This is a genomic window from Neptuniibacter sp. QD37_6, from assembly GCF_047778085.1.
GTDB lineage: Bacteria > Pseudomonadota > Gammaproteobacteria > Pseudomonadales > Balneatricaceae > Neptuniibacter.
The window spans coordinates 2,240,094-2,264,681 of sequence record NZ_CP180550.1; the positions used below are offsets into that span (position 1 = coordinate 2,240,094).

The following is a 24,588-nucleotide window of genomic DNA, read 5'->3' on the forward strand; positions in this document are numbered from 1 at the left end:
AAATATTTAGTTCCCTATTTACTGAGCACATACGTAAAAACTAATAGTTCAGATCATAACTGATCTAAAAAGCGATCAACCATGTATAATGAACTCCTCTAATATCAGTAAGGAATAAAACATGATCTCTGCTGAAGCAGCTGTTGTACGCGATCAACTGATCGAAAAAGGCCTAGAAACACCAACAATTGATAACGGCCTTTCACAGGAGCAAAAGTATGAGCGCATAAAGAGCTTAATGACTGAAGTTGTTGGGACACTGGGGTTAAACCTAGAAGATGACAGCCTTACAGAAACTCCCCATCGTGTGGCGAAGATGTACGTCTACGAGGTGTTTTCTGGGCTAGATTATGAAAACTTCCCTGATATGTCGATGATTGAAAATAAGATGGACCTAGAAGAGATGGTAAAAGTTAAGGACATCAGTGTTCTTAGCTCTTGTGAACACCATTTTGTTACCATCGATGGAACAGCCAAAGTAGCTTATATTCCTAAGGATAAAATCATAGGTCTGTCTAAGATTAACCGCCTTGTGCGCTTCTTTAGTCAGCGCCCGCAAGTGCAAGAACGTCTTACTAAACAGATCCTTATTGCACTTCAAACCCTATTGGAAACGGACAACGTCGCTGTATCGATCAATGCCACCCATTACTGTGTTAAGTCTCGCGGTGTAATGGATGTTAACTCTCAGACAGAAACAACTGCATTAGGTGGAATCTTCAAATCTAATGCACGTACACGCGCAGAGTTTTTAACTTAAAAAACAAGGCCGATTGACCATTTAGTCACATTAATTAGAGCGTCTGGTTATGCAGACGCTCTGAGTACCTAACAACGATTTATTTGTTCTCGTTGATACAGCACTCATCTTTCAGAAAATCGATCAACCCATCCAACTCTTGGTATTGAGGAACACAGTAGAGTGTTCTACCCTCTCTTCGCTGCAACACCAATCCCACAGCTACCAACCTCGAAATATGATGAGATAAGGTCGAACCCGGAATTCCTAATTCAGATTGAATCTCTCCAACAGGTACACCCTGTCTACCTCCCCGGACTAGATAACGAAAGATTTCTAGCCGAGTTGTATGACCTAATTCAGCTAACCGCTTAGCCGCTAATTCAATTTCCATAACCTAACCCATCAACAACATATTTCCATAATAATAGAAATATATTGACAAAACAAAGTAAGAGTCAGACTATATTTCCATAATTCTAGAAATATAGTAAATACAGGATAAAATTTATGCTTAGCTATATAGAGAAATATGCTTCAGACCCTGAACTCGCATCAATGTTAACCACCAGCTTGGAAATGTTCCTGCAGCTGTTCTTGGAATTGACGCTCCTATTTATCGTGGTTAGTTACTGCGTTGCTTTGATTAATCAAAAACTGCCAACCGAACGAATTCAACAACTGTTGGGTGGAAGAAATGGTCGTGGCTACTTAACTGCCGCAGGGCTTGGTACAGTTACACCCTTTTGTAGCTGCTCAACCATACCAATGCTGATTGGTTTATTGAAAGCTAAAGCAGGTTTCGGCCCAACAATGACGTTCTTATTTACATCGCCCCTCCTGAACCCAATCGTAATAGCGTTGTTTATTCCTGTGCTGGGGCTGGAAGTAACCCTGTGGTACGCAGCTCTAGCTTTAAGTGCTTCGATTATTGCTGGGGTTTTATTGCAGTATTTTGGATTCGAACGTCATATCAAACCAGATATGCTTGAGGCAAAACCTAGCTGTAATTCAGATTGCTCACCTTCACCAAAAACAGAGTGCTGTAATGGGACAGTTCAACAGGAACCAACTATCTGGAAAAAAGCTTGGGCAGAATCATGGGCTCTCTTTCAAACCATGTTCCCATACATGCTAGTCGCTATGTTGATCGGCGCCTTTGTACATGGATTTATACCGGATGACTTTTTTGCCGATGTGGCTAATGCCGATAATCCAGCAGCAATTCCAACGGCGGCTTTGATCGGCATTCCACTGTATATAAGAGTGACCGCGTTGCTGCCATTGATAGGCTCATTTGTCGCAAAAGGTGTAAGTTTAGGCGCGATCATAGCTTTAGTGATTGGTAGCGGCGGCGCCAGCCTGCCTGAAATGATACTGCTGAGACGATTATTTTACTGGCCACTGATGATCGCGTTTTTAGCCGTAATCTTATCAATAGCCGTAATCAGCGGTTTCACACTCAATGCTGTCATCGGCTAATGACAATGGTTCAAGCAGATAATTCATGTTCGGCAACATGATTATTTGCTTACCTCCCATCTAATAAGCCCATCGGGAAATAAAGCTATTTCCAGCCCAATCGCCAAACCTCAGCATTTTTAAGATCTTTCCAATTGATCTGCATTTGATATTTATCAATAACTGCTTCAATCATACAACCCGTAACCTCTTCTGTATCTGGATCACGCAGCAATTCAATCACGATGAAGTGCTTTCGTTTATTGATAGGTTCAGTAGCCGTCCATTTAGATAGCAGTAATTTTTTAGGATTAATTTGATTTCTCTTAGGTGAAAAAGCCATTCAGAATGACCTCTACTTCGCGTTATAGGCGTCTAAACTAAAACGTCTTTCTTGCGCATAATCCACTATAGGCTGAGGCCTATTGCACCTCGTACTGATTAGCGGATCATGTTGTTGGATGGCGTTATACCCTTCTAAATCCGGTAACCAGTGAGCTATATACTTGCCCTCTTTATCAAACCTTTCCGCCTGCCTCATCGGATTAAAGATTCTAAAATAAGGCGCTGCATCAGCACCGACTGAAGCACTCCATTGCCAACCACCTAAGTTCGAAGCAAAGTCCCCATCAATTAGATGCTGCATAAAGTAACGCGCACCTAGACGCCAATCTTGACGCAATATTTTGGTTAGAAAGGAAGCCGTGATCATGCGTACTCGATTATGCATCCAACCCGTTTGATTCAATTGTTTCATACCGGCATCAACAATGGCGTAGCCTGTTTCACCCCGGCACCAAGCTTCAAACAAATATTGATCGAACGACCACTCTAATTTGCTTTCTATTTCAGGTTTAAAGGGTAACCAACGATTCATTTCAGGGAATAGCACAATTAAATGACGGTAAAACTCTCGCCAAATCAGTTCAGTCACCCATTGATTATCTAACCAATCCGGATCATCAGAATAGGTCTGAATGGCCATTAAGCATTGCCGTGTGGAGATAACTCCTTGAGCCAAATATGGCGATAAAGAGGACGTACCCTTAATGCCAGGAATATCTCTATTGTCAGGATAAGGCGCAAATTTTGAATGTATAAACTGATACAAACATTTGTGTGCTGCCTCACTTCCCGCAGGCCAGCTAGATTCTTGCCAATCAGCACCTAACGCCAAACAGTAACCTACTTCTGTAGGTACCTCAGAAGGCTTTATCTCAAGTTTTTTCTGTTGTTTTGGTTGTGGCAGAGCCTCAACCCACTCTGCTGAGAACTTCCTACGCCAAGCACGACTAAAAGGGGTAAACACCTTAAACGGCTGCCCTTGCTGGGTAAGGATAGAACCTGGGGTAAATATAAGATCGCTGTCGCAGGCCTGTGCTGGAATACCCTCCGTCACAAAACTTTCCATAACCGCAGCATCGCGCTTTTGTTCGAATTCGGGATACTCACGATTGAAAAATAGTTCTGATACACCGTGCAGTTTAGCTAAATTCAGTAAAACAGCAGGAAGCTCTTTATTGGTGGGTGCTCTAACAATAACAAGGGGGATATTGAGCGCTTTGAGTTGATCACTCAGCTTAGAAAGGTTGGCTAAGTAGAACTGAACCTTTGCTTTGGATTCGTCCTGTAGTTGCCACTGTTTCGTTGTGATCGCTGCAACAGCTAGAACGCCCTCACCATTACTTTGTTTACAAGCATGATAAAGGGCGTGATGGTCTCCTGTCCTTAAATCGTTGCGAAACCAAACCAACTTCATATTGTTTTCGCCTTATCACTATAGATCAGTTTTTGAATCATTCCTCAAATATAATTTCTTAAGCCCAATTCATGAGGGTATGGATCTAAGTACGCTTGGGTCTGGATGTATTCACTACCATAACGCTTCAGGTAATGTTTTAGCAGCGCAAGAGGTACAACCAAATTAACCTCTTCCTTGCGATACTGCTCTATCGCTTCAAGAAGATCTTGCTTGGTTTCGGTATCAATATCTCTTTTGAGGTAACCCATAATATGCATCAAAGCATTGGTATGAGTTTTTCGACTCGCGCGTTTTTTTAGATGGGTCATTAGCTCAAGAATATAGGTATCAAGTACCTCTTCCAAAGGCACCTGAGAAGCTTCGGTAGCAAGATATTTACCTAAAAGCTTATAACCTTCGTAGCTGTGAGCCATTAACTGATATTTATGTCGGCTATGGAACTGAATCACTTCATGTAGCGATGGGGCCGACATGACCTCTTTTTGCCAACTGAAATAGACGAATACTCGCGTAATGAAATTTTCTCGCAGTACAGGATCATTTAAACGACCCTCTTCTTCTACAGGCAACGCAGGATTACGCTTCATAAACTCATCAGCATAAGCACCACTTCCAGCCACATTTGGCATACCGTTTTCATGGTACACCTTTACACGCTCCATCCCGCAACTGGGAGAACCTTGCATAAGGATGTAGCCGCAGAGGTTTTGATTGTTATCACTTACCTCAGCAGCATAAGCCTTAAGTGGCTCAGTCACATCCAAAGACGGATCTTTCGTGCCCAAAACACGCGGAGATTCAGCATCGCCAACCAGCCTTATAGGCTCTCGAGGGGTACTCAGCCCAATAGAAACCTCGGGACAAAAGGGTTTAAACTCAAAACACTCACTCAGGACATTGAGGCAATATTTGGAGCGTTTATGCCCGCCATCATATCTAACCTTGTGCCCTAATAAACAAGCACTTACACCAACGGGGATCAATTCATTCAAGGTTGCTGTATTCATTGTTCATCCCTCAACTCTAAGCCGAAATAATCTCTTTAGAAGCCTGTAATAGGCTGAACCAACTTACCCAATAATGTGCTGAATTTAAGTGGTGCATCAGTCGCAATCAGGCAGATGCAGTCTTCATCACTATCAACTAAAGGCTGGTGCTCGATTTCACTATCGAGATCAGCAATATCGCCCGCGGTAAAACGTCCCATTTCATCGCTGAAAGAACCTTTCAAGACTAAGGTCAGTTCATTACCGTCATGAGAATGTGCCAGCATAGATTTACCCGGTGCTATGCGAAGTAATCTCGAAACACCACCACGTTCGCTCTTACAAGGTAGATCATGATAGTAGACACCGGGAACAATCCGCTTCCACTCAATGTTCTCAAGCTTGTCGCCAATGTAATCCGTGAGGGGCGCTGGCACATCAGAATCGACCGATTTCGCAGGCTTGCTAAGGTTGATTTCTACACCGATATCCTCTTCATCCAACATAGCCAAGACTTGGTTAAGGGATGAATCATCAATTGTTGCGGGTTCTAAACTTTCTAGAAGCATGCCACCAATCGCTTCAGATTTTTGTGCACGTTCACGACACTCTGGGCACATGGAGAGATGGCAAGCAGCGACCAAGGCCATTGATTGAGACATTGAGCCAGCCGCATAACTAACGAGAGTCGCTTCATCTAGGTGATGTTTAATGTTCATACATCATCCCTCCACATTGATCTTAATTTTTCAGATGCTAATCGAATTCTTGATTTAACACTGCCTAAAGGTATTCCCAAGCGGTCAGCAATTTCAGAGTGAGACCGTCCTTCATAGAAAGACATGTAAATAACTTGAGCCTGGAGCTCTGGCAGTTTATCTATGGAAGCTTGCATGCGAGCTGACAAAACCACATCAGCACAAGCATCTTGTGACTCATCCGCTTCTTCATGCCACTCATCCAGAGAATACTGCGGATATTTCTGCTTACGCATCCAGTCAATACTTTGGTTTCGGGCTAAGGTAAAAATCCAAGTGCTGGCTGCCGCTTTCGACTTTTGATACATATGCGCTTTACGCCAAACAGAAGCCATCGTCTCCTGCATCAATTCTTCTGCGGTACTCTCAACCAAACCTAAACGAATAATGTAGGCTTTGATCTTAGGGGCAAAATGTTTGAACAGTTGCACAAACAGAGATTTGTCTTTAGTTTCACCTAGCGACATTAATAGGCTACTCCAATCTTGGGTAGCTTCTGGCTGCGGCATAGCAACAACTTTTTCCACGTCTTCACCTGGCGGTTTGTTTTCCATACACCTCCTTACGTCCCCCTGACTCGAGTGGATCACTCTTAACAAGCATATTTTTACTTTTTTATCTCTAACCTAGTGATCTTAAAGCACTGTTACTGCGTAGTAATCTTTGTAAGTTCAAGAAAGTAAAACCTGTACAAACTTGAATTTAAAACTCATATTCAGTGTATACAACGGATTAGATAGATGAAAATTTCAGCCATGCGCCCCAAAAAGATTGCGATTGTTGGTTCCGGCATCTCTGGATTAAGTTGTGCATGGCTTCTCAACAAAGTCCACAACGTCACCCTCTACGAAAAAGATGACCGTTTGGGCGGCCACTCAAATACCGTCTCCTTTGAACACAATAACCACTCGATCGATGTTGATACTGGCTTTATTGTATTTAACCCTGTGAACTACCCTAACCTAGTTGAGTTTTTCGAAACGCTAGATGTTAAAACCTGCGAAACTGATATGTCATTCGCGGTTTCAATCAATAAAGGTCAATTAGAATATTCTGGTACCGGTTTATCTGGTCTGCTTGCTCAGAAGCGTAATATTTTCAAACCTTCCTTTTGGAAGATGATCAGCGAAGTGATGCATTTCTATCGCAATTCGGAAGCTTTATCTAAGCAACATAATTTAGATGAAATGACGTTAGGCGACCTCCTTACTCAAGAAGGCTACAGCAAACACTTCATATACGATCATTTATTACCTATGGGTGCGGCGATTTGGTCTACTCCAGTTGAGCAGATGCTTAACTATCCAGCGAGTTGCTTTATGCGTTTTTGTCGGAACCATGGTCTGGTTCAACTGAGTAATCGCCCACAATGGCGAACGGTTATTGGCGGTAGTAAAAACTATGTAAATAAAGTTGCCGAAACCTTAGGTGGCAATATCAGAATCAACAGCCGTATCCATAAAATTATTCGTTCTGATAACTGCGTTTTTATAGAAGACCACCACGGCAAACGAGAACAGTATGATGATATTGTTTTAGCCTGCCATTCTGATCAAGCCTTAGCATTGCTTGAATCCCCAACAGATGAAGAAAAAAGGTTATTGCAGAACTTTCCTTATCAGAGAAACAAAGCTTACCTTCACCTAGATGCTTCGCTAATGCCAAAACGAGAAAAGGTTTGGTCGAGTTGGAACTACCTTTCCGAAGGTGTCAGGGATAAATCTCAAGATGTATCTGTGACCTACTGGATGAATCAGTTGCAGCCGTTGAATACAGAAACACCTATTTTCGTATCCTTAAACCCGCTAGAAGAACCGGAACCAGGATCTATTATTCGCAGTTTCTTTTATGACCATCCTGCTTTTGGCAAAGAGTCACTTCAATCTCAAAAGCAACTTTGGTCATTACAGGGTAAACAAAGAACTTGGTTCTGTGGGGCCTATTTTGGTTATGGCTTCCACGAAGATGGTTTGCAAGCAGGACTAGCTGTTGCCGAAGAGCTCGGTGGCATTCCTCGCCCTTGGGTGGTGAAAGATAAAAACAGCCGAATACATGTTCATAAAAGTAAGATGCGCAAGGAATATAGCACCATTGAACGAGCTGAAAGTCATGGCTAATCTGCGATCGTCACTCTACCAAGGAAAAGTGATGCATCATCGCGTGAAGCCTACAGATCATCGATTTGTGTACAGCGTCTTTTCCTTAAAAGTCGACTTAGATGAATTAGTTCAGCTAGACAAATTTCGATTTTTTTCGATAAACCGATTCAATCTATTCTCATTCCAAGAACGGGATCACGGTACCAGCAAAGGAAACCTTGCCGCTGAGATTAGACAGCATCTAATCGACCGAGGGCACAGTTCTGCAACTGAACGCATTGAACTACTTTGTTATCCAAGAATTTTAGGCTTCACCTTCAATCCCCTCAGCGTTTATTTTTGTTACAACAAAGAAGATGAGGTTGAGGTCATTCTTTATGAAGTCAGCAACACCTTTGGCTCTAGGCATACCTATCTCATCGAATCACAAGGCAGAGACAAAGTTATCCGACATGGCTGCGACAAATTAATGTACGTAAGCCCGTTTATGCCAATGGAAACCGCTTATCAATTCAGTATTACTCCACCTGATCAACATGTATCAATCGGTATTAGACAAGTTGAGCAAGCGCAATCAGAAGAAGGACGCACCACCATTTTTTATGCTGCATTTAAAGGTGATCGGATTAACTTAAATGACCGTAACCTATTGAAAATGTTCTTCCAATATCCGTTGATGACTCTGAAAGTTGTGGGCGCGATTCACTGGGAAGCACTTAAGCTTTGGCGAAAAAAACTGACCATTCAGCCTCGTGATAAAAAGGTCAGTCACAGTATTAGCTGGCAAGATAAGCATGGAGTAACGCATTATGAAAGTTTATGAATCATCCAACGAGTTAACATCTAGCTCGCCTCAGCCAACTTGGTTTGAGAAAAAGCTTCTCAAATACCTTACTGCCAAGCTAAACCAATCGATTGGAACCTTAAACCTCACTTTACCTAGCGGCCACACCGAAAAAATCGGCCATTCCTCCCCTATAGCTGAGGTAAAGCTGAATAACTTCCGTCCTTTAGTTCGTTTATTCTTCGGGGGTATTAATGGCTGGTCAGGAAGTTACTTGGCTGGTGATTGGGATAGTAAAGATTTAACTGCGTTGATGCAGTGGGGCCTAGCCTATGAAGACTCACTGAGTGACCTTTCGCAGGCTGGATTTCTAATTTGTTCTCTGCACAACCTATACCACTGGCGTCGTGATAATAGTCTCTCAGGTAGTAAGAAAAACATCGCAGCCCATTATGATCTTGGTAATGATTTCTACCAGCCTTGGCTTGATGAAAGCATGACTTACTCAGCTGCTTTATATAACTCCCAAGAAGAATCTTTGTACGATGCTCAACAAAACAAATACGGCAGAATCATTGAGCTTTTAGACGCTAAAGAAGATGAGCATGTCGTCGAGATTGGTTGTGGTTGGGGCGGGTTTGCCAGAAAAGCTAGCCAAGAAAACAACTTACGCGTGCATGGCATTACTCTATCGCAAGAACAGCTTAAGTGGGCGAAGAACCAGATTGCAGAAGCCGAACAAGAAGATAAGGTTCACCTCAGTTTAACGGATTACCGTGACCTTCAGCAGCAGTACGACGCGGTGGTATCTATAGAGATGTTTGAGGCGGTTGGCGAAAAGCATTGGGACACTTATTTTGAAACCTTAAAGCGTGTACTTAAACCGGGTGGTAATGCTGTCCTGCAGATCATCACGATCGATGACGAACGTTTTAATAGCTATCGCAAACAAGCCGACTTTATTCAACGTTATGTCTTCCCTGGAGGCATGCTGCCGAGTGATAAACGACTTCAAGAGAAGTTTGCTGAGCATGGCTTTACCTTAAAAACAAAACAATTGTTTGGTAAAGATTACGCTCGAACACTACGCGAATGGTATCGTGATTTTGAAAAGTCTTGGGGAGAGATTAAACATCAAGGCTTTGATGAAACCTTCTATCGTTTATGGCGCTATTACCTAGCGTACTGTGAAGGCGGTTTTGAACATGGATCTATTGATGTTGGCCTGTACGTCATCTGCCATGATGAAGGGAAATAATCTAAGACTTTCATAAGCTATTTATTAAAGCCCTATTTCATTCCATTATTTGAATACAAAGGGCATTTTTATTGATGGCTAAATTTCCCTTTTAAAAATTTAACCACTTTACCTATCACCGGTACTTTAACCAGTAACTCTGACCCATCCCAATAGTCATGGTGGAAATAAACTTTGCCATGCTCATCTGCTTTTATAAGGCTAGTACCCGCGAAATTTATATTCCCTGTCAGGCCACTTGTCGCGCTGTAACGCCAACAAATCATTGCTTGTTTTCCCTCAACCATCACTTGATCGACTTTGAAAACAACCTTATCTAACTTGGAGTACATATCATCTAAGATGGCAACAAAATCATCTCGGGTATAGGTGTGATTAAATGGGTCCTTAAAGTCAAAATCATCACGTATTATCTCTAATAGTGATGCAAGGTTGTCTCTGTTTAACCCTTCTAAAGTTGTTACATATTCCGTTATCCAACGATCCATGAATGCTGATCCTGACTGATTATATTTATCTGTTTTTAAGCAGCGTTTTGCTAATCAAAGCAAAATACCAACGATAAGGAATGATGCTTAGAAGTTTTAGAATGTAGCTGAAACGTTTAGGAAATGTAATTTCAAATTGATCTTTAATTAAGCCATCTAAGATACGTTGTGCAGCATCCTCAGGTTCCAATAAGAACGGCATCTCAAAGTCATTTTTATCTGTAAGCGGAGTTTTGACGAACCCAGGGTTAATTACCTGTAATTTTACTTGAGTGCCTTTCAAATCCAATCGTAATGCTTCGCATAAATGGATTAATGCAGCCTTACTTGCACCATAGACAGCAGCTGTAGGCAAACCTCTATGGCCAGCCACTGATGCCATGACGGCAATTTGCCCAGAGTTGAAGTTCAACGCCCTTTCTATGACAGGCTCCAAGCAATTGAGGGTGCCTTGTAAATTAACATCGAGTAAAGCTTTAGCCCTGCTGGCGCTAAACTCCTCGACGGGAAACGGATCATGCGTGCCGGCGTTTAATACAACTAACTCAGGAAAAACATTATCAAACTGCTGAAGCGTTCGTTCAATTTGATCTGGTTGGGTTGTGTCCATAGCTAATGGAATAATTTTACCGGGATTACCCGACCATTCAGCTTTGCTCTTTACTTTCTCTAGTGTGGAAAGGGTCCTGCCTGAGATAAATACATTCACGCCATTCGCTGACAACAAAAGCGCCAATGACTCACCTATACCACTGCCTGCTCCCGTTAACCAAGCGGATCTCCAGGGTAGTTCTTGGTTCAACATATCCACCGTCCTAAGAAATAAATAGATTTATCATTACCTGCCTTTCAGTTTTCTTGCGAGTTCAGGGTATTCGCCCTGATCTGAAAGCCATATTTGATAAAGGCTTCAGAAAATTGCGTATCATCGATGCCACCAATCCAAAGTTTGTTATGGAAAAAATCAGCCTTTCAACTGGTACTAATTTGGAAGATAAGTTGGTCACCCTCTTTAATATCAGGCCATATATTTTCCAACTGGGTTAACCATATTGATCTCGTCTCTTTTGCCACCTGGAAACGTGAAAATTGTTTATCTGTTTCTGACAAGAGATCATCCCGATCTGATATCACGTTTGTAATCCAAACTCAGTTGGAGGGGCGAACTAAAACCCTCAAAAGCACCATTTGGTGTATAAAAAACAGCGTCATAAACTGAATTGCCCCTAGTTTGCTAGACATCTCTCAGCCATAGAAAATGGCTTTAAAAGAGGTGCTTATGAGCAACAAACGTTATCCGGAAGAGTTCAAGATCGAAGCGGTTAAACAGGTCACTGACCGAGGCTACAGCGTTGCTGATGTAGCTAACCGGCTCGATGTTACAACCCACAGCCTTTATGCCTGGATCAAGAAGTACGGCCCCGATTCAGCCGAACATAAAGCAAAGACAGATGAGCAGCTAGAGATACGCCGTCTCAAGAAAGAACTGAAGCGAGTCACTGAAGAGCGGGATATATTAAAAAAAGCCGCGGTGTACTTCGCCAACCAGTCCGATTGAGGTACACCTTTATCCGTGATCATCATAAGGACTGGCCTGTACGTCAGCTCTGTTCGTTACTGGATGTACATCCTAGCGGGTATTACGCATGGCGTAAGAAACCTTCTTCCAAGCGCCATGTAGAAGATCAACGGCTCACTGGATTGATCAAGCAGTATTGGTTGGAGTCAGGTGGTGTGTATGGCTACCGCAAGATCCATAGCGATCTGCGCGAGTATGGTGAAGTCTGTGGCCCAAATAGAGTTTATCGACTCATGCGTATAGCTGGGCTGAAGGCACAGGTTGGTTACAGGAAACCACGCCAGACAAGCGGCAAGGTTCATATTGTCACGCCGAACCACCTTCAGCAGCAATTCAATGTACCTGCACCTAACAAAGCATGGGTAACAGATATCACCTATATCAAAACCCATGAGGGTTGGCTGTATTTGGGGATTGTCGTTGACCTGTTCTCAAGGCGAGTTATTGGATGGTCAATGCAATCCCGTATTACAAAGGAACTAGTGCTGGACGCTTTACTCATGGCTATATGGCGACGTAATCCTGATTCAGAGGTTGTTGTTCATTCTGATCAGGGAAGTCAGTACACAAGCCATGATTGGCAATCCTTTTTAGAGATGCATGGCTTTAAAGGAAGTATGAGCCGACGAGGTAACTGCCACGACAATGCCGTTGCTGAGAGCTTTTTCCAACTACTGAAAAGGGAAAGAATCCGCCGCAGGGTTTATGCAACCAGAGAAGATGCACGCTGTGATATCTTTGAATACATAGAGCTGTTTTACAACAGCAAACGACGTCATGGTTTTAATGATCAGCTATCACCGATAGAGTATGAAAACCGATATGAGAAACGGCTGATGGGTGTCTAAAGAACTAGTGGCGATTCAAACATCAAACCATAGGACTAATAACTCGGCTCTTCCCACCTCTTTCCAACTTTCTATCATGGACTGTGCTTGGGCATACACTTGGGCAAATGCGCTCTGAATGAGCAATAACAAACAAATCGATATATAACGAATAAAGTTACGCGTCTGAACGAACATATCGAGCCCCCAAACGATGACTAAAATACATAAGGATTGGGAAAAGTAGCAACCAGATAGCTGCCAAAATTAGAAACGAAGAGATCATTGAAAAGCCAAGCGACACAGCACCAAGTTTCGCTGCCGCAATGTAGGTACTGCTACCTCCTATTGCCCCCACCAGCGCTGATAGCAACAAGCGATTATTAAAGAACGCTAAACTGTGCCTGAGAGTGGCAACAAACCCCATCCAAAGAAGCAGTAACCAAAGAGGAGGAAAAGAAGAATTGTCGAATTCAAACACCCCATATAGGGTTAAAACTGAATCAACAACAAAGCCGAGGGCAGCTAACGAAAAGACGATACAGGTTTCTAAAGCAGGATCAGAATGAAAAATCAGGTGAAGGCATAATATAAAGCTGACAATGATGACCGCATCATTTCCATACAAAATACTCAGCCACCAAACAAGTTGAAAGCCGATCGCATTAACCCAGAACCGTTCGCTCATCTCTATCACCTATAGCCTTTCTAGAGATACGAGCTACAACGTGCAATAGATCATAGATCTGGCAAAACACTCACTTGATTTGCGCCTAAAATCACTGCTATAAGGATGAAAAACATGGATATATTAAGATGCGACACTGGAAGCGATATCTCAGCTTAATTCTACCTACGCTCATTATTTCGGGATGTTCCGCACCGTCCCTGACTACAGAAACACCGTCCAAAGAAGAATTAAAACAAGAACAATCGATCCAATTAGAGAAAGCGCTCCGCTATCAGCTTCAACAACAAACCCGACTCGCTGAAGTTTCTCGCCCTTTGTTGACCAAGAATATAGAAGCCTGCGGAAAAAGAACAAAACCGAGCTTAGGTATATTCATACATAGCCTAGACGACTATAAAAAACCGAAGAAAGCCGTTGTTAAATCCATCTATTCACTTAATGAACAGCCCAGTGTTTTACAGGTATTAAGTAACGGGCCTGCACATCAAAATCTGAAAATTGGCGATAAACTAATTTCCATCAACCAACAACCTTTTCCAAAAGGTACAGCTAAATCGATCAAACATCTAAGTAGCAACCTAAAAGATCAGACCGCTGTAGAACTGACCGTTGAACGCGATGAAGACCTGATTACTCTCTCTGTAAAGCCGGAGTTACTTTGTAATTACCCAGTCATTTTAAGCCCTAGTGATGCAATTAATGGCTACGCTGATGGCAGCACTATTGTAATTACTCAGGGACTGATGCGCTTTGCACAGAATGATAATGAGCTAGCCCTAATTATCGCTCATGAGATGGCACACAATACTCAGCACCATATCCCGCAACGGATTAAAAATAGCTCACTAGGCTTATTGTTAGATACAGCTTTGCTCACGAGCGGTATACCCTCTCCCTTAATCGCAACGGGACTTGGCGCAAATTTATATACTCAGCAGTATGAGATCGAAGCTGATCTCATAGGCTTACAACTGATGTACAAAGCAGGATTTGAAATTGAAGGGCTGGATCTATTCTGGCAAAAAATGGCAGCTGTTCACCCTTCAACAATCACCAAAGGAAAAGAAATTTCTCATCCCACTACAGTCGAACGCTCTATTCTGATCCGTAAAGAAATTTCACGATTGAAAAATCACTTACCTGATTAACCAGTCACCTCTATAAAACCCCTTATCACTCCTTAGCCTATTAGAGAACCCTTTATCAACCATGTATACTGTCTAGATAGCACTATATTTGTGCTCTAAGATAATTAAAAACAGAGTGAGATTCGGGGTTGTATGCATGTCTGACGAGCCATTTTTCCTAAAGGAAGAGAAAGAAAAACTAGGCCTACAACGGAGCAACGGTCAAACAGAAGCTACATTAGAACCTCTGCAATTGGGTAAACGTGTCAAAGAGATTCGTTTAAGCCAAAATCTGACACTGGAAGAAGCAAGCAAACTCACAGGTCTTGCCCGTTCAACGCTTTCTAAAATCGAAAACGAACAGATCTCTCCAACCTTTAGTGCCGTTAACAAATTAGTTAAAGGCTTAGGTATCGATATACCCCAACTGTTCTCACAACCTAAGCGCGGTGCCGGTGCGGGTGGCCGTCGAGATATTACGCGTGGCGGCGAAGGTGTGCCCCACCCAACTCCTACCTATGAACACGAATTACTAGCAACTCAGCTAAGTACCAAAAAGATGATCCCTTATCGCACAACGGTTAGGGCTCGTGATTTTGATGAATACAATGATTGGGTTAGGCATGATGGCGAAGAGTTCTTGTTTGTTTTGAGAGGCTCGCTTCTACTCTACACAGAATTTTACGAACCGCTGGAGCTCTTCCCTGGAGATTCAGCTTATTACGACTGTGAGATGGGTCATGCATTAGTCTCCACTAGTGAAGAAGATGCAGAAGTCATCTGGGTAACTGCTTAAAGTTACTCCATCAGAATCTTAAAGTTCAGTAAAACTGCAAAGTTCATAAACTAAGTTATACTGAAGTTAACCTTCCTGAACACCGTCACACCATGGCGTTTGCTTGCAAACATTTAGATGTGACGGTTTTTTTTGATCTGAATTACCAACCAAATCCAGCTAAGGCAATTTGATTCCCTTCTTGCCAAATGCCTTTCTGCTTTAACTCTTCTAAAGAATTTGCCGCATTTTCGCTACTAAGGCCATCAAACACAGCTAGTTTGGCGAGGATATTGTCCGCTAACTGTTCTTGCTGGTTAGAGTTACACCATAACTCGTAGGTATCCATTGCAATGACAGGTGACGACTGTTCTGAAATGAACTTAACCCAGCGTTGTAGCAATTCTGCATCACCAGAAGAGATAAATAGTTTGAGTAATGTGTAACGTTGTTCAAGACGAGCTAATAACTCTGCTCGATCAGCCACTAAAAACGGATATTTTGCATTTCCACTATGACTTAGGATGCCATCGTTTTCTGCAGCAACTTCAAAATACTGCAGATCCTCACAAGCAAAAGGCAAAAGCCAAAAGAGAGGAATATCATGGTTAGCAGCGCAAATTACTTCTGCTTCTGGGGCGTTTCCCTCTACTCCTGGGAAACCACTCATTGAAAGTAGAATAATGCGTGTTCCTAGCATAATTTGATCCTTACATCTGTTCTACAGAATAACCTTGCCGTATGAGCTCTTTCAAAATCCCATCTGGGCCAATTAGATGTGCGGCACCCACCAGCACAAACTCAACATCCGGTGTTGTCAGCATTGCTTTAATCTGCGGTAACCAGCGCTCATTCCTATCAACCAACAAGGACTGATAAACCTTCGGGTAATCATCTTTCATTTGGTTTATGACAATTTTCTCAAGCCCCGCAGCATCACCAGATTTCCAGTAGAGGACCATCTCACGCATCATGCTCTCGGTCTCTTTCATATCCTCAAGCGTCTGTTTCAGATAACGCTCTTCATTACCCTCACCTAGTTCTGCAATAAAGCCTATGTGATCTTCGATGGATTCAAGACCTAGGATTGATTTTCCATCATTTATGGCTTTCTGATAGTAAACCGTATCAGCACCGTCTTCAGAGATACCCAATCGCTGAAACTCTATACCAAGCATCGTTAACATCACGCCTGCTGGTTTCATACCGATAAAAATGTGTGGCATAAGGCCACGTTCAAGCAGATATTGCTGAAGTTCTTGATAAAGTTGAGGAGTGATTAAATGAGTTAATAAACGGCCATCGCTATAGGAAAAATGCGCCATCAGCCTCGCCTGAAAATTAGGATTTAGAATCTCAGACATATCAGTCTCTAATACGACGATATCAGAGACCTTATAAGCCTTATCAAATGCTTTTGGGAATGGGAGGTCGGAAGGTGCTAATACATGAATTGTCCCAGCAAGATAAATATGTTGATCTGCAATAGATACTTTCCATAAAGAAGTTTGAGCGACCGCAGAAAAACTAAATAGAAACACTAAGAAACCTAAAATAAATCTTTTCATTTTATCCTCCCCACTATTCTACTTAGGAATTAACTCACTACTAATTACATACACTTTAGCTTCAAATCAAAGTTTACTCAGCTTTAAAAGGATATGATCTATACAACAGCTTGAATAATTAATAATAAATGACAATAAAAGGGAAAATACATGTCGGAGCTAACTTCTTCAGATCTAACGATTTTACTTGTAGAGCCTTCAGCCACTCAAAGAAAGATTATACGTAAAGAGTTAAACAAAGAATTAGTTGAGCGTATAGATGAAGCTGACAGCGTAGCTACTGCGATTAAACAAATAAAATCGGTTCGCCCAGATTTAGTTATTAGCGCCCTTTATTTCTCCGACGGCTCAGCAGAGGAACTGCTTCAATTTATTCGTAACGATCCTTCTCTTACTGACCTGCCATTTATGCTGGTATCAAGTGAAACTAGACATAGCGAGCTAGATAAATTTAAACAATCAGGCATCATCGCTATTCTGCCTAAACCTTTCAATCACGATCATTTAGCAACCGCAATAAATTCAACTCTAGATATACTGTCCCACCATGAGCTGGATCTTGAGTATTATGACACTGTTTCATTAAGGGTATTGGTAGTAGATGATAGCCGTATGGCTCGTAAAGTTATTACCAACGTTTTGAAAAATTTAGGTATTGAAAATATCACTCAAGCCACTGATGGCTCTGAAGCAATTCCCTTACTTCCCAATGGGTTTGATCTCATTGTTACCGATTACAACATGCCAGAAATTAATGGGTTGCAACTTGCCGAATATGTAAGAGGCTCTGGGGATTACTCTCATATTCCTATTTTGATGGTAACCAGTGAAGCAAGCCATGCCCATCTGAGTAATGTCGCCAAATCAGGTGTAAATGCGATGGCAGATAAGCCTTTTGAACCCGAAACCCTTAAAAAATTACTTTCCCAAATTTTAGACGACTAATTCTATTTAGATGGTGCTGTAGTCCAAGAATAACGCTGTTTAAAATACGCACAATTTTTATGATTAAAATTTCACCACAAGATAACGGTATAAAATAGATATTAAAGCCCAGAGAACTTGTTATGGCCTGTCTGAGGTGTATAATGCCCGCTTTCCCACCAGAGCAGCCTATACTGTATCTTAAATAGTATGCAGCCCTGCCCTAATTCCGAATAGGTAAGTCAAAGAATGAATTCAGAAGATCAGCTGTCCTTTGCTGAGCTTGGCCTTGCGGCTCCCGTATTGAAGGTCCTGGACGAGATCGGATACGAAACGCCATCTCCAATTCAGGCAGCAAGTATTCCCCATCTACTAGAAGGTAAAGACCTTCTGGGTATTGCGCAAACGGGTACCGGTAAAACTGCCGCATTTTCCCTACCATTGCTATCTAGGCTTGATCTAAAGAGCCGTCATACGCAATTACTGATTCTTGCCCCTACTCGTGAATTAGCAATTCAGGTAGCTGAAGCGTGTCAAACTTATGCACGTAACCTCCCTGAATTCCACGTTCTGCCAATTTACGGTGGTCAAGCTTATGACAGCCAACTACGTCAATTAAAACGTGGTGCGCAAGTTGTTGTAGGTACACCAGGGCGTGTAATGGACCACATGCGTCGCGGCTCTCTAAAACTAGATAATCTACAAGCACTAGTTTTGGATGAAGCCGATGAAATGCTTCGCATGGGCTTCATCGATGATGTTGAGTGGGTACTTGAACATACACCAGATGATCGTCAAATTGCGCTTTTCTCTGCGACTATGCCTTCGCAGATCAAGAAAGTTGCTGAAAATCATCTGAACTCCCCTGCTGAAGTTCGCATCAAAGCGAAAACTGCAACAGCAACAACTATTACGCAAAAATACCTTCGCGTATCAGGTAATCAAAAGTTAGATGCTTTAACTCGTATCCTAGAGATGCAAACTTTTGATGCTATGCTGATTTTCGTACGTACTAAATCCGCTACGGTAGAACTAGCAGAAAAGCTATCGGCTCGCGGCTACGCCTGTGAAGCACTGAATGGTGACATTTCTCAAAACCTGCGTGAACGCACGATAGATAAGCTAAAACGCGGCCAAATCGACATCCTTATCGCTACTGATGTTGTAGCACGTGGTTTGGACGTAGAGCGTATCAGCCACGTACTTAACTACGATATCCCTTACGATACGGAATCTTATATCCATCGTATTGGTCGTACTGGCCGTGCTGGCCGTGAAGGTGAAGCGATTCTGTTTGTATCACCTCGCGAGCAGCGCATGCTTAAATCTATTGAGCGTGCAACTCGCCAGAAGATCGAAGCGATGCAGCTGCCATCAACTGATGATATCAACGAAAAACGCGTACAACGCTTTGTTGATCGCATCACACAGACAATCGATAGCCAAGATCTGGATTTCTTTAAAAACCTACTGACCGAATACCAGCAGGAACACGATGCCGATCCTCTTATCATTGCATCTGCGCTAGCTCACCTATTACAAGGTGAAACGCCGCTGCTAATGAAAGAGCAAGAACGCCCACCTCGTCGAGAGCGTAGTGATCGTGATGACCGTGCTAAACGCCCACCACGTGGCATGTCGACTAAAGCAAAACAACTGAAAGATCATCCTGACGTTGAAATGCAACGTTATTTGATCAGCGTTGGTCATGACCACGGTGTGGCGCCAAAAAACATCGTAGGTGCGATTGCTAACGAAGCTGACTTAGACGCTAACTTTATTGGTGCTATCGAGATCTACGACGATTGTTCAACAGTTGATCTACCAACAGGTATGCCCAAATCGGTTGTACAACAGCTAAGAAAAGCAGTTGTATGCGGCCAGCGCCTGAATCTGAAAGAAGCTTCTGATGGCGGCGAACGTCGTGGCGGCAATAAAGGTCGTGGTTCTGATCGAGGCGGTAAAGGTAACAGCCGCAATCGTCCGCCACGCCGCAACAGAAAAGATAGCAAGAAAAAAGAGAGCTAATCTCAAGCTTTACCACTAAACGTTCTCCCCCTTCATGGAATGTTTAGTGTTTTCTCAAGGATGGGATTAAAAAAGGCAAGCGTAAGCTTGCCTTTTTACCTTCTAGATCACTGCTAAAGCAATTACTCAGCAGTTACCATAATTGCTTCTACTTCGATATCTGCATCTTTCGGTAATTGCTTAACCGCAAATGCTGCACGCGCTGGATATGGCTCAGAGAAATAACGCGCCATCACTTCATTAACCATCGCAAAGTAGCTCATATCAGATAACAGAATTGTTACCTTAACCACATCAGAAAGAGAACCACCTGCTGCTTCTGCAACAGCCTGCAAGTTTTTGAAAACCTGCTCAGCTTGCGCTTCAAACGACTCTGTAACCATCTCCATCATTGCCGGAATCAGAGGAATCTGACCAGACATATAGACAGTGTTACCAACACGAACCGCTTGAGAGTATGTACCAATTGCAGAAGGTGCATTTACAGTACTGATGATGCTTTTATTCATAGTTATCCCTGTTCACAAGATAATTTTGCATTAAATGAAAGTAATTGAGCCATTACATATATGCTAAGCAAGGAGTGTACACTCCTATTAAATATCTAACCAGCAAGAGTTAGTTTGAGTATAATCCATTCTTTTTCTCGAGACTCTTATGCAACGTGCCGATCTTCTCCTTGTTGAACAAGGATTTGCCCGCTCGCGTACCCACGCGCAAAAATTGATCAAATCAGGCAGAGTTCAAGCTGATATCAAAGGTAAGTGGCAGCCTCTTACAAAACCAGGCCTAAAGCTAGAAGCCGAAACACCATTTAAGGTGGAAGAGGACGAAGCTGATCGCTACGTTTCACGCGGTGCGTTAAAACTCTTAAAAGCTTTAGATCTTCTACAATTAGATCTCAATGACAAAACAGCTATCGATGTTGGTCAGTCTACAGGTGGCTTTACTGACTGTTTACTACAAGCAGGTATTGAAGCTGTGGTAGGTATCGAAGTAGGTCATGATCAACTAGCGGATAAGCTTCGCGTAGATCCTCGAGTTACTTGTTATGAAGGTGTCAATGGCCGAGATTTACCTCAAGATATGCTTCTTAAGCATACCGATGGCAAAGGGTTTGACCTTGCGGTTATGGATGTCTCTTTCATCTCCCAACGTAAAATTCTACCTTCTCTAATCCCCCTTATCGCTAAAAATGGTTATTTAATTAGTCTAGTTAAACCTCAGTTTGAAGTAGGAAAAGAAGGTATAGGCCGCGGAGGCATCGTAAGAGACAGCTCACTCTACCCCCAAGTCAAAGCTCAGGTAGCAGAGTGCTGTTCGGAATTAGGGATGAAAATTGTCGATTATTTTGAAAGCCCTATAAAAGGCGGGGATGGAAATCGAGAGTTTCTAATTATTGCCCGAAACACCTAATCTTTTGTTGAGTAACTATAAACCACTTCAACAGCCGTACCACCATTTTCATACGTGATGCTATCACATAGATCAGAGACTAAGGCTATGCCTCGACCGCTAAACTGACCCACGCTAGCCGTTTGCTCATTCTTCAACCAATGCTCAAAATCAAAGCCTTCACCACTATCTTCTACTCGAACCAAAAGACGGCCACCATGAGCAAAGCGCGTATGTTGCAAATAGAGCGAAACGGCACCTGTCGACAGGGATTCCAGTCTCCTTTCACGCTCACTAAAGTACTCAGCAAACCCCTCAGGAGAGGCTTTAAGGCTAGATTCCAGTTTCAAAACACCATGATCAAGGGCGTTCACATAAAGCTCCGTTAAGATACTGAAAACACTATGCCACTGATCACCACCACCCTCAGACTCTTGCAGGCGGCTTAAAGCCTGAGCAACAGGGTTAATACGAGCTAAGCTTCCGCCTTGTAGCTCTAAATTCCAATTCCAGATATCTAGGATAGAGGCTTCATTAACATCTAATTCAATACCACATGGTGTGACAGGTTTCAGATCATTCGCCGTGACACTACCAGGGATATCTATCAGTGATATGTCATCTTTTTGAATATGACCATCAACAAAATCGCTGAGGTCTGACAAGATGATATCCACCAATTGAGTCTCTACATCACTTGCCTGCGCCGCAATCGAGTCAGATAACCTGTCTTCACCAAACTGCTCAGCTAAATGATTCTCTGCCTCAATTACACCGTCGCTTAGCAGCAAGATATGATCATCAGGTTGTACTTTTGTGTGTTCAAAATTAAGCTCTTTGACAGACGGGATGATACCTAGAGGTGGATGGCTCGAAATGATACGCTGCACCACTTCACCCTGTGAGATCACCAAAATATCTGGCAAGCCACCATTCCATATTTTTGCAGTGCCATCCTGGCTAAGTGTGACGATGGCTGTAGCTAGAAACATCCCCGTAGGTAATAGTTTTTGTAGCTTGCGATTTATTTGAGCAATGATCTCCTCAGCATCATAACCCTTAGCTGTCATCGCCCTAAAAGTTTCTGATAGAGGTAAAGCACCAATCGTAGAGGTCAAACCGTGGCCAGTAAAATCCCCCAACAGAACATTTAGTTCGCCGTTCGGGCGGAAAGCGCTAAGCTGAACATCGCCACTAAACGTTTCAGCTGGCTGTTTGTGAATACGTATCTGATCTAGAGCAACGTTGGCAGATTCAACGGCACCACTTAATAACTGCTCAGCAACCTCTTCCTCTCGAGCTCTCAAGTGATTTAAACGGTTCACCTGTCGATACAGCTGGGCAATTCGGCGGAGGGCAACAATTTTTCCTTCAAGTAACTCAAAAGGGAAAGGACGCTGAATATAATCATCACCACCAGCATCGATCGCCTGACGAATTACATCTTGGCCTTCAGCACCGGTTACAAAAATAATTGGTATAAAGCTATCCTTGGCGGCCTGTTTAATTTGTAATGTTGCTTGAATACCGTCCATTCCAGGCATATTAATATCCATCAGGATTAGACTGGGTTTTAACGACATATACTTTGCGACGGCTTCTTCACCTGTTTCGGCAAAAACAGCCTTTAAACCCATCTCTTGAACCATCTGACCTAGGATCTGACGATTCAAACGCATGTCATCAACGATTAAAACTTGATTATCGCCGCTACCACCTTGACTTAATTCAGCTTCAACCATAAATAATTAGCTCTCGATAGTTACAAACTGATCGAAATTAGCGATTGTTAAAATCTTATGAACCGACTCATTTGGCTTCGAAATAATCACTTTACCGCCTTTCTTCTCCGCATGTTCTTTTAGCAATAGGATCATTCCTAACGCTGAACTGTCCATATATGTTGCCTTTGAAAGATCTACCTTAAAAATAGCTCCAGATATATCGACATTACGGTAAGCATCACGAAAAGCTTGATGTAAGGAGTAATCAAACTGCTGAGATACTACGATATTAATTGTTTTATCATCACCAGCATTTTGTACCGAAATAGCCATACGTTATCCTATTACCTATTGTCTTTTATGGTTGTAGAGCACTATTAGAATAGTTCTACTTCCCCTTCATCCATATCATTTTGTGCAACAGTGCGGGTCTGATTACGTTGAACAGACTGTTCTCTGAGCTCCTTACAACGAGAAATACAGTGTTCAGCAGCAGCACTATTCACCTGATGATCCGGCGTAATAACATTCGAAATCAATGTTGATACCTCATTCAAAGAATCAACATTATGCTCAACTGAAGATAGCGCTTGAGAGGAGATATCCTCAAATTGTAAGGAGCGTACAGCCTGATCTACACTGCTACTTAATTGAGTACCGATATTTGAAATTTCGACCACTTTTTCATTTAAGAAGTGATTCATATCAGCCATGTGCTCAAGCATCTGCCCCATCTTATCTTTTGTACCGATGGTATCGCTCATATCGGTAGAAGCCATTCCACCAACAGTGCTACGCAGGATCTCGATAGTTTCTTTAGCTGAGCCGATCTCCTCGCGGATCTCATTATTCAAACTAGCGGAGTTAATGGATAGTGTACGCACCTCATCTGCTACTACCGCAAAGCCTCGGCCCGCTTCACCCGCTCTCGCAGCTTCTATACTGGCGTTAAGCGCTAATAAATTTGTCTGACTAGCTAAGCCTTCAACATTTTCAATTAGACCGAAGATACCATCCAATTTTTCAACCATATCATCGATATGATGTACCGTTTCAAGACTATTCTTACTTACATCGACCATCACATTTACAAATTGATCTAGGGTACGACCGGTTTCAGTAATAAAGCTTTGAATACTGAAAGTCTCTGGATTTAGATTTTGTTCACTATATCCAGCATCACCTTCATGAGTTTGATCAATGATTTCAGCGGTCAACGCAGCCTGACGGCTTGCCAAATCATGCATGGTATGAAAACTATCACTCATCAAATGAACAGATTCTTTAATCAACCCATCTACACGTGATACTTCTTGATTAACAATCATCGCGTCATGAACAAGGGTATTAGATACCTCTTTAACAGCACTTTGTAATGCTGGATCAACCATTGCGGAACCGTTAACCGCTCTGTTGTATTCATTTTCTTTGTGAGCTGGCGATTGAGAAACTTTATCATTCATAACAAATTGAGCAATCAAAGCCGGAACTAGCACTACCAGACAGATATGGGTTACGGTACTTTCAAGCCCTAAGACCTCAGCAGCTGCTAGCACCAAACTTGCTAACATAGCGGCAACCAACATTATTTTCTTTAACGTCATTTAGCTAACCT

At 42.5% G+C, this 24,588-nt stretch carries 26 protein-coding genes; 11 read left to right on the forward strand and 15 right to left on the reverse strand.

The features are described 5' to 3' along the window. The first annotated feature begins 121 nt into the window (after positions 1–121). Positions 122–760, forward strand: coding sequence for a GTP cyclohydrolase I FolE (folE, locus tag ACMXYO_RS10720; protein WP_415885111.1), 639 nt, complete (start codon positions 122–124; stop codon positions 758–760). Between the two features lie 79 nt (positions 761–839). Here folE and ACMXYO_RS10725 read toward each other — a convergent pair whose 3' ends face one another. Continuing rightward, entirely contained in the window at positions 840–1,133 is a 294-nt protein-coding gene (locus ACMXYO_RS10725; RefSeq protein WP_415885112.1) for an ArsR/SmtB family transcription factor, read from the reverse strand. A gap of 116 nt (positions 1,134–1,249) precedes the next feature. Here ACMXYO_RS10725 and ACMXYO_RS10730 point away from each other — a divergent pair, with 116 nt between their 5' ends. Next, positions 1,250–2,221 (forward strand): permease, encoded by a 972-nt coding sequence (locus tag ACMXYO_RS10730; RefSeq protein ID WP_415885113.1) that lies wholly within the window; start codon positions 1,250–1,252, stop codon positions 2,219–2,221. An 85-nt stretch (positions 2,222–2,306) separates the two neighbouring features. Here ACMXYO_RS10730 and ACMXYO_RS10735 read toward each other — a convergent pair whose 3' ends face one another. From ACMXYO_RS10735 to ACMXYO_RS10755, 5 genes are read right to left on the reverse strand one after another with little or no spacing between them, the layout of a single operon-like run. Further along, on the reverse strand, positions 2,307–2,543 hold the full coding sequence (locus tag ACMXYO_RS10735) for a TIGR02450 family Trp-rich protein (RefSeq protein WP_415885114.1): 237 nt from the start codon (positions 2,541–2,543) through the stop codon (positions 2,307–2,309). 12 nt (positions 2,544–2,555) lie between these two features. Next, positions 2,556–3,959, reverse strand: a complete 1,404-nt coding sequence (locus ACMXYO_RS10740; protein WP_415885115.1) for a cryptochrome/photolyase family protein — start codon at positions 3,957–3,959, stop codon at positions 2,556–2,558. A 44-nt stretch (positions 3,960–4,003) separates the two neighbouring features. Continuing rightward, positions 4,004–4,969, reverse strand: coding sequence for a YbgA family protein (locus ACMXYO_RS10745; RefSeq protein ID WP_415885116.1), 966 nt, complete (start codon positions 4,967–4,969; stop codon positions 4,004–4,006). Between the two features lie 35 nt (positions 4,970–5,004). After that, complete coding sequence (locus ACMXYO_RS10750; RefSeq protein WP_415885117.1) at positions 5,005–5,667, reverse strand: ChrR family anti-sigma-E factor; 663 nt, start codon at positions 5,665–5,667, stop codon at positions 5,005–5,007. Next, on the reverse strand, positions 5,664–6,260 hold the full coding sequence (locus tag ACMXYO_RS10755) for a sigma-70 family RNA polymerase sigma factor (protein WP_415885118.1): 597 nt from the start codon (positions 6,258–6,260) through the stop codon (positions 5,664–5,666). Before ACMXYO_RS10755 ends, ACMXYO_RS10750 begins: the two co-directional genes overlap by 4 nt. Before the next feature lie 186 nt (positions 6,261–6,446). Here ACMXYO_RS10755 and ACMXYO_RS10760 point away from each other — a divergent pair, with 186 nt between their 5' ends. From ACMXYO_RS10760 to ACMXYO_RS10770, 3 genes are read left to right on the forward strand one after another with little or no spacing between them, the layout of a single operon-like run. Then, positions 6,447–7,823 carry an NAD(P)/FAD-dependent oxidoreductase gene (locus tag ACMXYO_RS10760; RefSeq protein WP_415885119.1) on the forward strand — a complete coding sequence of 459 codons (1,377 nt, stop codon included), beginning with the start codon at positions 6,447–6,449 and terminating at the stop codon, positions 7,821–7,823. After that, a complete protein-coding gene (locus ACMXYO_RS10765) occupies positions 7,816–8,628 on the forward strand; it encodes a DUF1365 domain-containing protein (protein WP_415885120.1) in 813 nt (270 codons plus the stop codon). Before ACMXYO_RS10760 ends, ACMXYO_RS10765 begins: the two co-directional genes overlap by 8 nt. Beyond that, positions 8,615–9,847: a class I SAM-dependent methyltransferase gene (locus ACMXYO_RS10770; protein WP_415885121.1), complete on the forward strand. Its 1,233-nt coding sequence runs from the start codon at positions 8,615–8,617 to the stop codon at positions 9,845–9,847. Before ACMXYO_RS10765 ends, ACMXYO_RS10770 begins: the two co-directional genes overlap by 14 nt. A 68-nt stretch (positions 9,848–9,915) precedes the next feature. On the opposite strand, the gene ACMXYO_RS10775 is transcribed toward ACMXYO_RS10770, so the two are convergent. Beyond that, positions 9,916–10,335, reverse strand: a complete 420-nt coding sequence (locus tag ACMXYO_RS10775; RefSeq protein WP_415885122.1) for a nuclear transport factor 2 family protein — start codon at positions 10,333–10,335, stop codon at positions 9,916–9,918. A gap of 25 nt (positions 10,336–10,360) precedes the next feature. Beyond that, positions 10,361–11,140 (reverse strand): SDR family NAD(P)-dependent oxidoreductase, encoded by a 780-nt coding sequence (locus tag ACMXYO_RS10780; protein ID WP_415885123.1) that lies wholly within the window; start codon positions 11,138–11,140, stop codon positions 10,361–10,363. A gap of 474 nt (positions 11,141–11,614) precedes the next feature. Between ACMXYO_RS10780 and ACMXYO_RS10785 the strand changes: the two genes are divergently transcribed. Beyond that, positions 11,615–12,762, forward strand: a protein-coding gene (locus ACMXYO_RS10785) for an IS3 family transposase (RefSeq protein ID WP_415885104.1) whose coding sequence is annotated in 2 segments (ribosomal slippage) — positions 11,615–11,852 and positions 11,852–12,762 — 1,149 coding nt in all. Because the reading frame shifts where the segments join, the coding sequence is not laid out codon by codon here. A gap of 157 nt (positions 12,763–12,919) precedes the next feature. On the opposite strand, the gene ACMXYO_RS10790 is transcribed toward ACMXYO_RS10785, so the two are convergent. Next, complete coding sequence (locus ACMXYO_RS10790) at positions 12,920–13,429, reverse strand: DUF2878 domain-containing protein (RefSeq protein WP_415885124.1); 510 nt, start codon at positions 13,427–13,429, stop codon at positions 12,920–12,922. A gap of 128 nt (positions 13,430–13,557) precedes the next feature. On the opposite strand from ACMXYO_RS10790, the gene ACMXYO_RS10795 reads away from it, so the two are divergent. Together ACMXYO_RS10795 and ACMXYO_RS10800 are read left to right on the forward strand one after the other, a co-directional pair. Then, on the forward strand, positions 13,558–14,580 hold the full coding sequence (locus ACMXYO_RS10795) for a M48 family metalloprotease (RefSeq protein WP_415885125.1): 1,023 nt from the start codon (positions 13,558–13,560) through the stop codon (positions 14,578–14,580). A 136-nt stretch (positions 14,581–14,716) separates the two neighbouring features. Next, positions 14,717–15,355: a helix-turn-helix domain-containing protein gene (locus ACMXYO_RS10800; protein ID WP_415885126.1), complete on the forward strand. Its 639-nt coding sequence runs from the start codon at positions 14,717–14,719 to the stop codon at positions 15,353–15,355. A gap of 142 nt (positions 15,356–15,497) precedes the next feature. On the opposite strand, the gene ACMXYO_RS10805 is transcribed toward ACMXYO_RS10800, so the two are convergent. Together ACMXYO_RS10805 and ACMXYO_RS10810 are read right to left on the reverse strand one after the other, a co-directional pair. Next, complete coding sequence (locus ACMXYO_RS10805; protein WP_415885127.1) at positions 15,498–16,034, reverse strand: hypothetical protein; 537 nt, start codon at positions 16,032–16,034, stop codon at positions 15,498–15,500. 10 nt (positions 16,035–16,044) lie between these two features. Next, complete coding sequence (locus ACMXYO_RS10810) at positions 16,045–16,902, reverse strand: TraB/GumN family protein (protein ID WP_415885128.1); 858 nt, start codon at positions 16,900–16,902, stop codon at positions 16,045–16,047. A gap of 150 nt (positions 16,903–17,052) precedes the next feature. On the opposite strand from ACMXYO_RS10810, the gene ACMXYO_RS10815 reads away from it, so the two are divergent. Together ACMXYO_RS10815 and ACMXYO_RS10820 are read left to right on the forward strand one after the other, a co-directional pair. Beyond that, complete coding sequence (locus tag ACMXYO_RS10815; protein ID WP_415885129.1) at positions 17,053–17,847, forward strand: response regulator; 795 nt, start codon at positions 17,053–17,055, stop codon at positions 17,845–17,847. A 228-nt stretch (positions 17,848–18,075) separates the two neighbouring features. Further along, entirely contained in the window at positions 18,076–19,854 is a 1,779-nt protein-coding gene (locus tag ACMXYO_RS10820) for a DEAD/DEAH box helicase (RefSeq protein ID WP_415885130.1), read from the forward strand. A gap of 122 nt (positions 19,855–19,976) precedes the next feature. Here the strand turns inward: ACMXYO_RS10820 and ACMXYO_RS10825 are convergent, their stop codons facing one another. Further along, the gene (locus tag ACMXYO_RS10825) at positions 19,977–20,363 is read right to left on the reverse strand and encodes a RidA family protein (RefSeq protein WP_415885131.1); all 387 of its coding nucleotides are present in this window, start codon (positions 20,361–20,363) and stop codon (positions 19,977–19,979) included. A gap of 148 nt (positions 20,364–20,511) precedes the next feature. On the opposite strand from ACMXYO_RS10825, the gene ACMXYO_RS10830 reads away from it, so the two are divergent. Further along, positions 20,512–21,270, forward strand: coding sequence for a TlyA family RNA methyltransferase (locus ACMXYO_RS10830; protein ID WP_415885132.1), 759 nt, complete (start codon positions 20,512–20,514; stop codon positions 21,268–21,270). Here the strand turns inward: ACMXYO_RS10830 and ACMXYO_RS10835 are convergent. The 3 genes from ACMXYO_RS10835 to ACMXYO_RS10845 are packed head-to-tail and all read right to left on the reverse strand — an operon-like array spanning position 21,267 to position 24,577. Continuing rightward, positions 21,267–22,991, reverse strand: a complete 1,725-nt coding sequence (locus ACMXYO_RS10835; RefSeq protein WP_415885133.1) for an ATP-binding SpoIIE family protein phosphatase — start codon at positions 22,989–22,991, stop codon at positions 21,267–21,269. The genes ACMXYO_RS10830 and ACMXYO_RS10835 overlap by 4 nt on opposite strands. A gap of 6 nt (positions 22,992–22,997) precedes the next feature. Beyond that, positions 22,998–23,306 (reverse strand): STAS domain-containing protein, encoded by a 309-nt coding sequence (locus ACMXYO_RS10840; RefSeq protein WP_415885134.1) that lies wholly within the window; start codon positions 23,304–23,306, stop codon positions 22,998–23,000. A 44-nt stretch (positions 23,307–23,350) separates the two neighbouring features. After that, positions 23,351–24,577 (reverse strand): methyl-accepting chemotaxis protein, encoded by a 1,227-nt coding sequence (locus tag ACMXYO_RS10845; RefSeq protein ID WP_415885135.1) that lies wholly within the window; start codon positions 24,575–24,577, stop codon positions 23,351–23,353. Positions 24,578–24,588 lie beyond the last annotated feature (11 nt).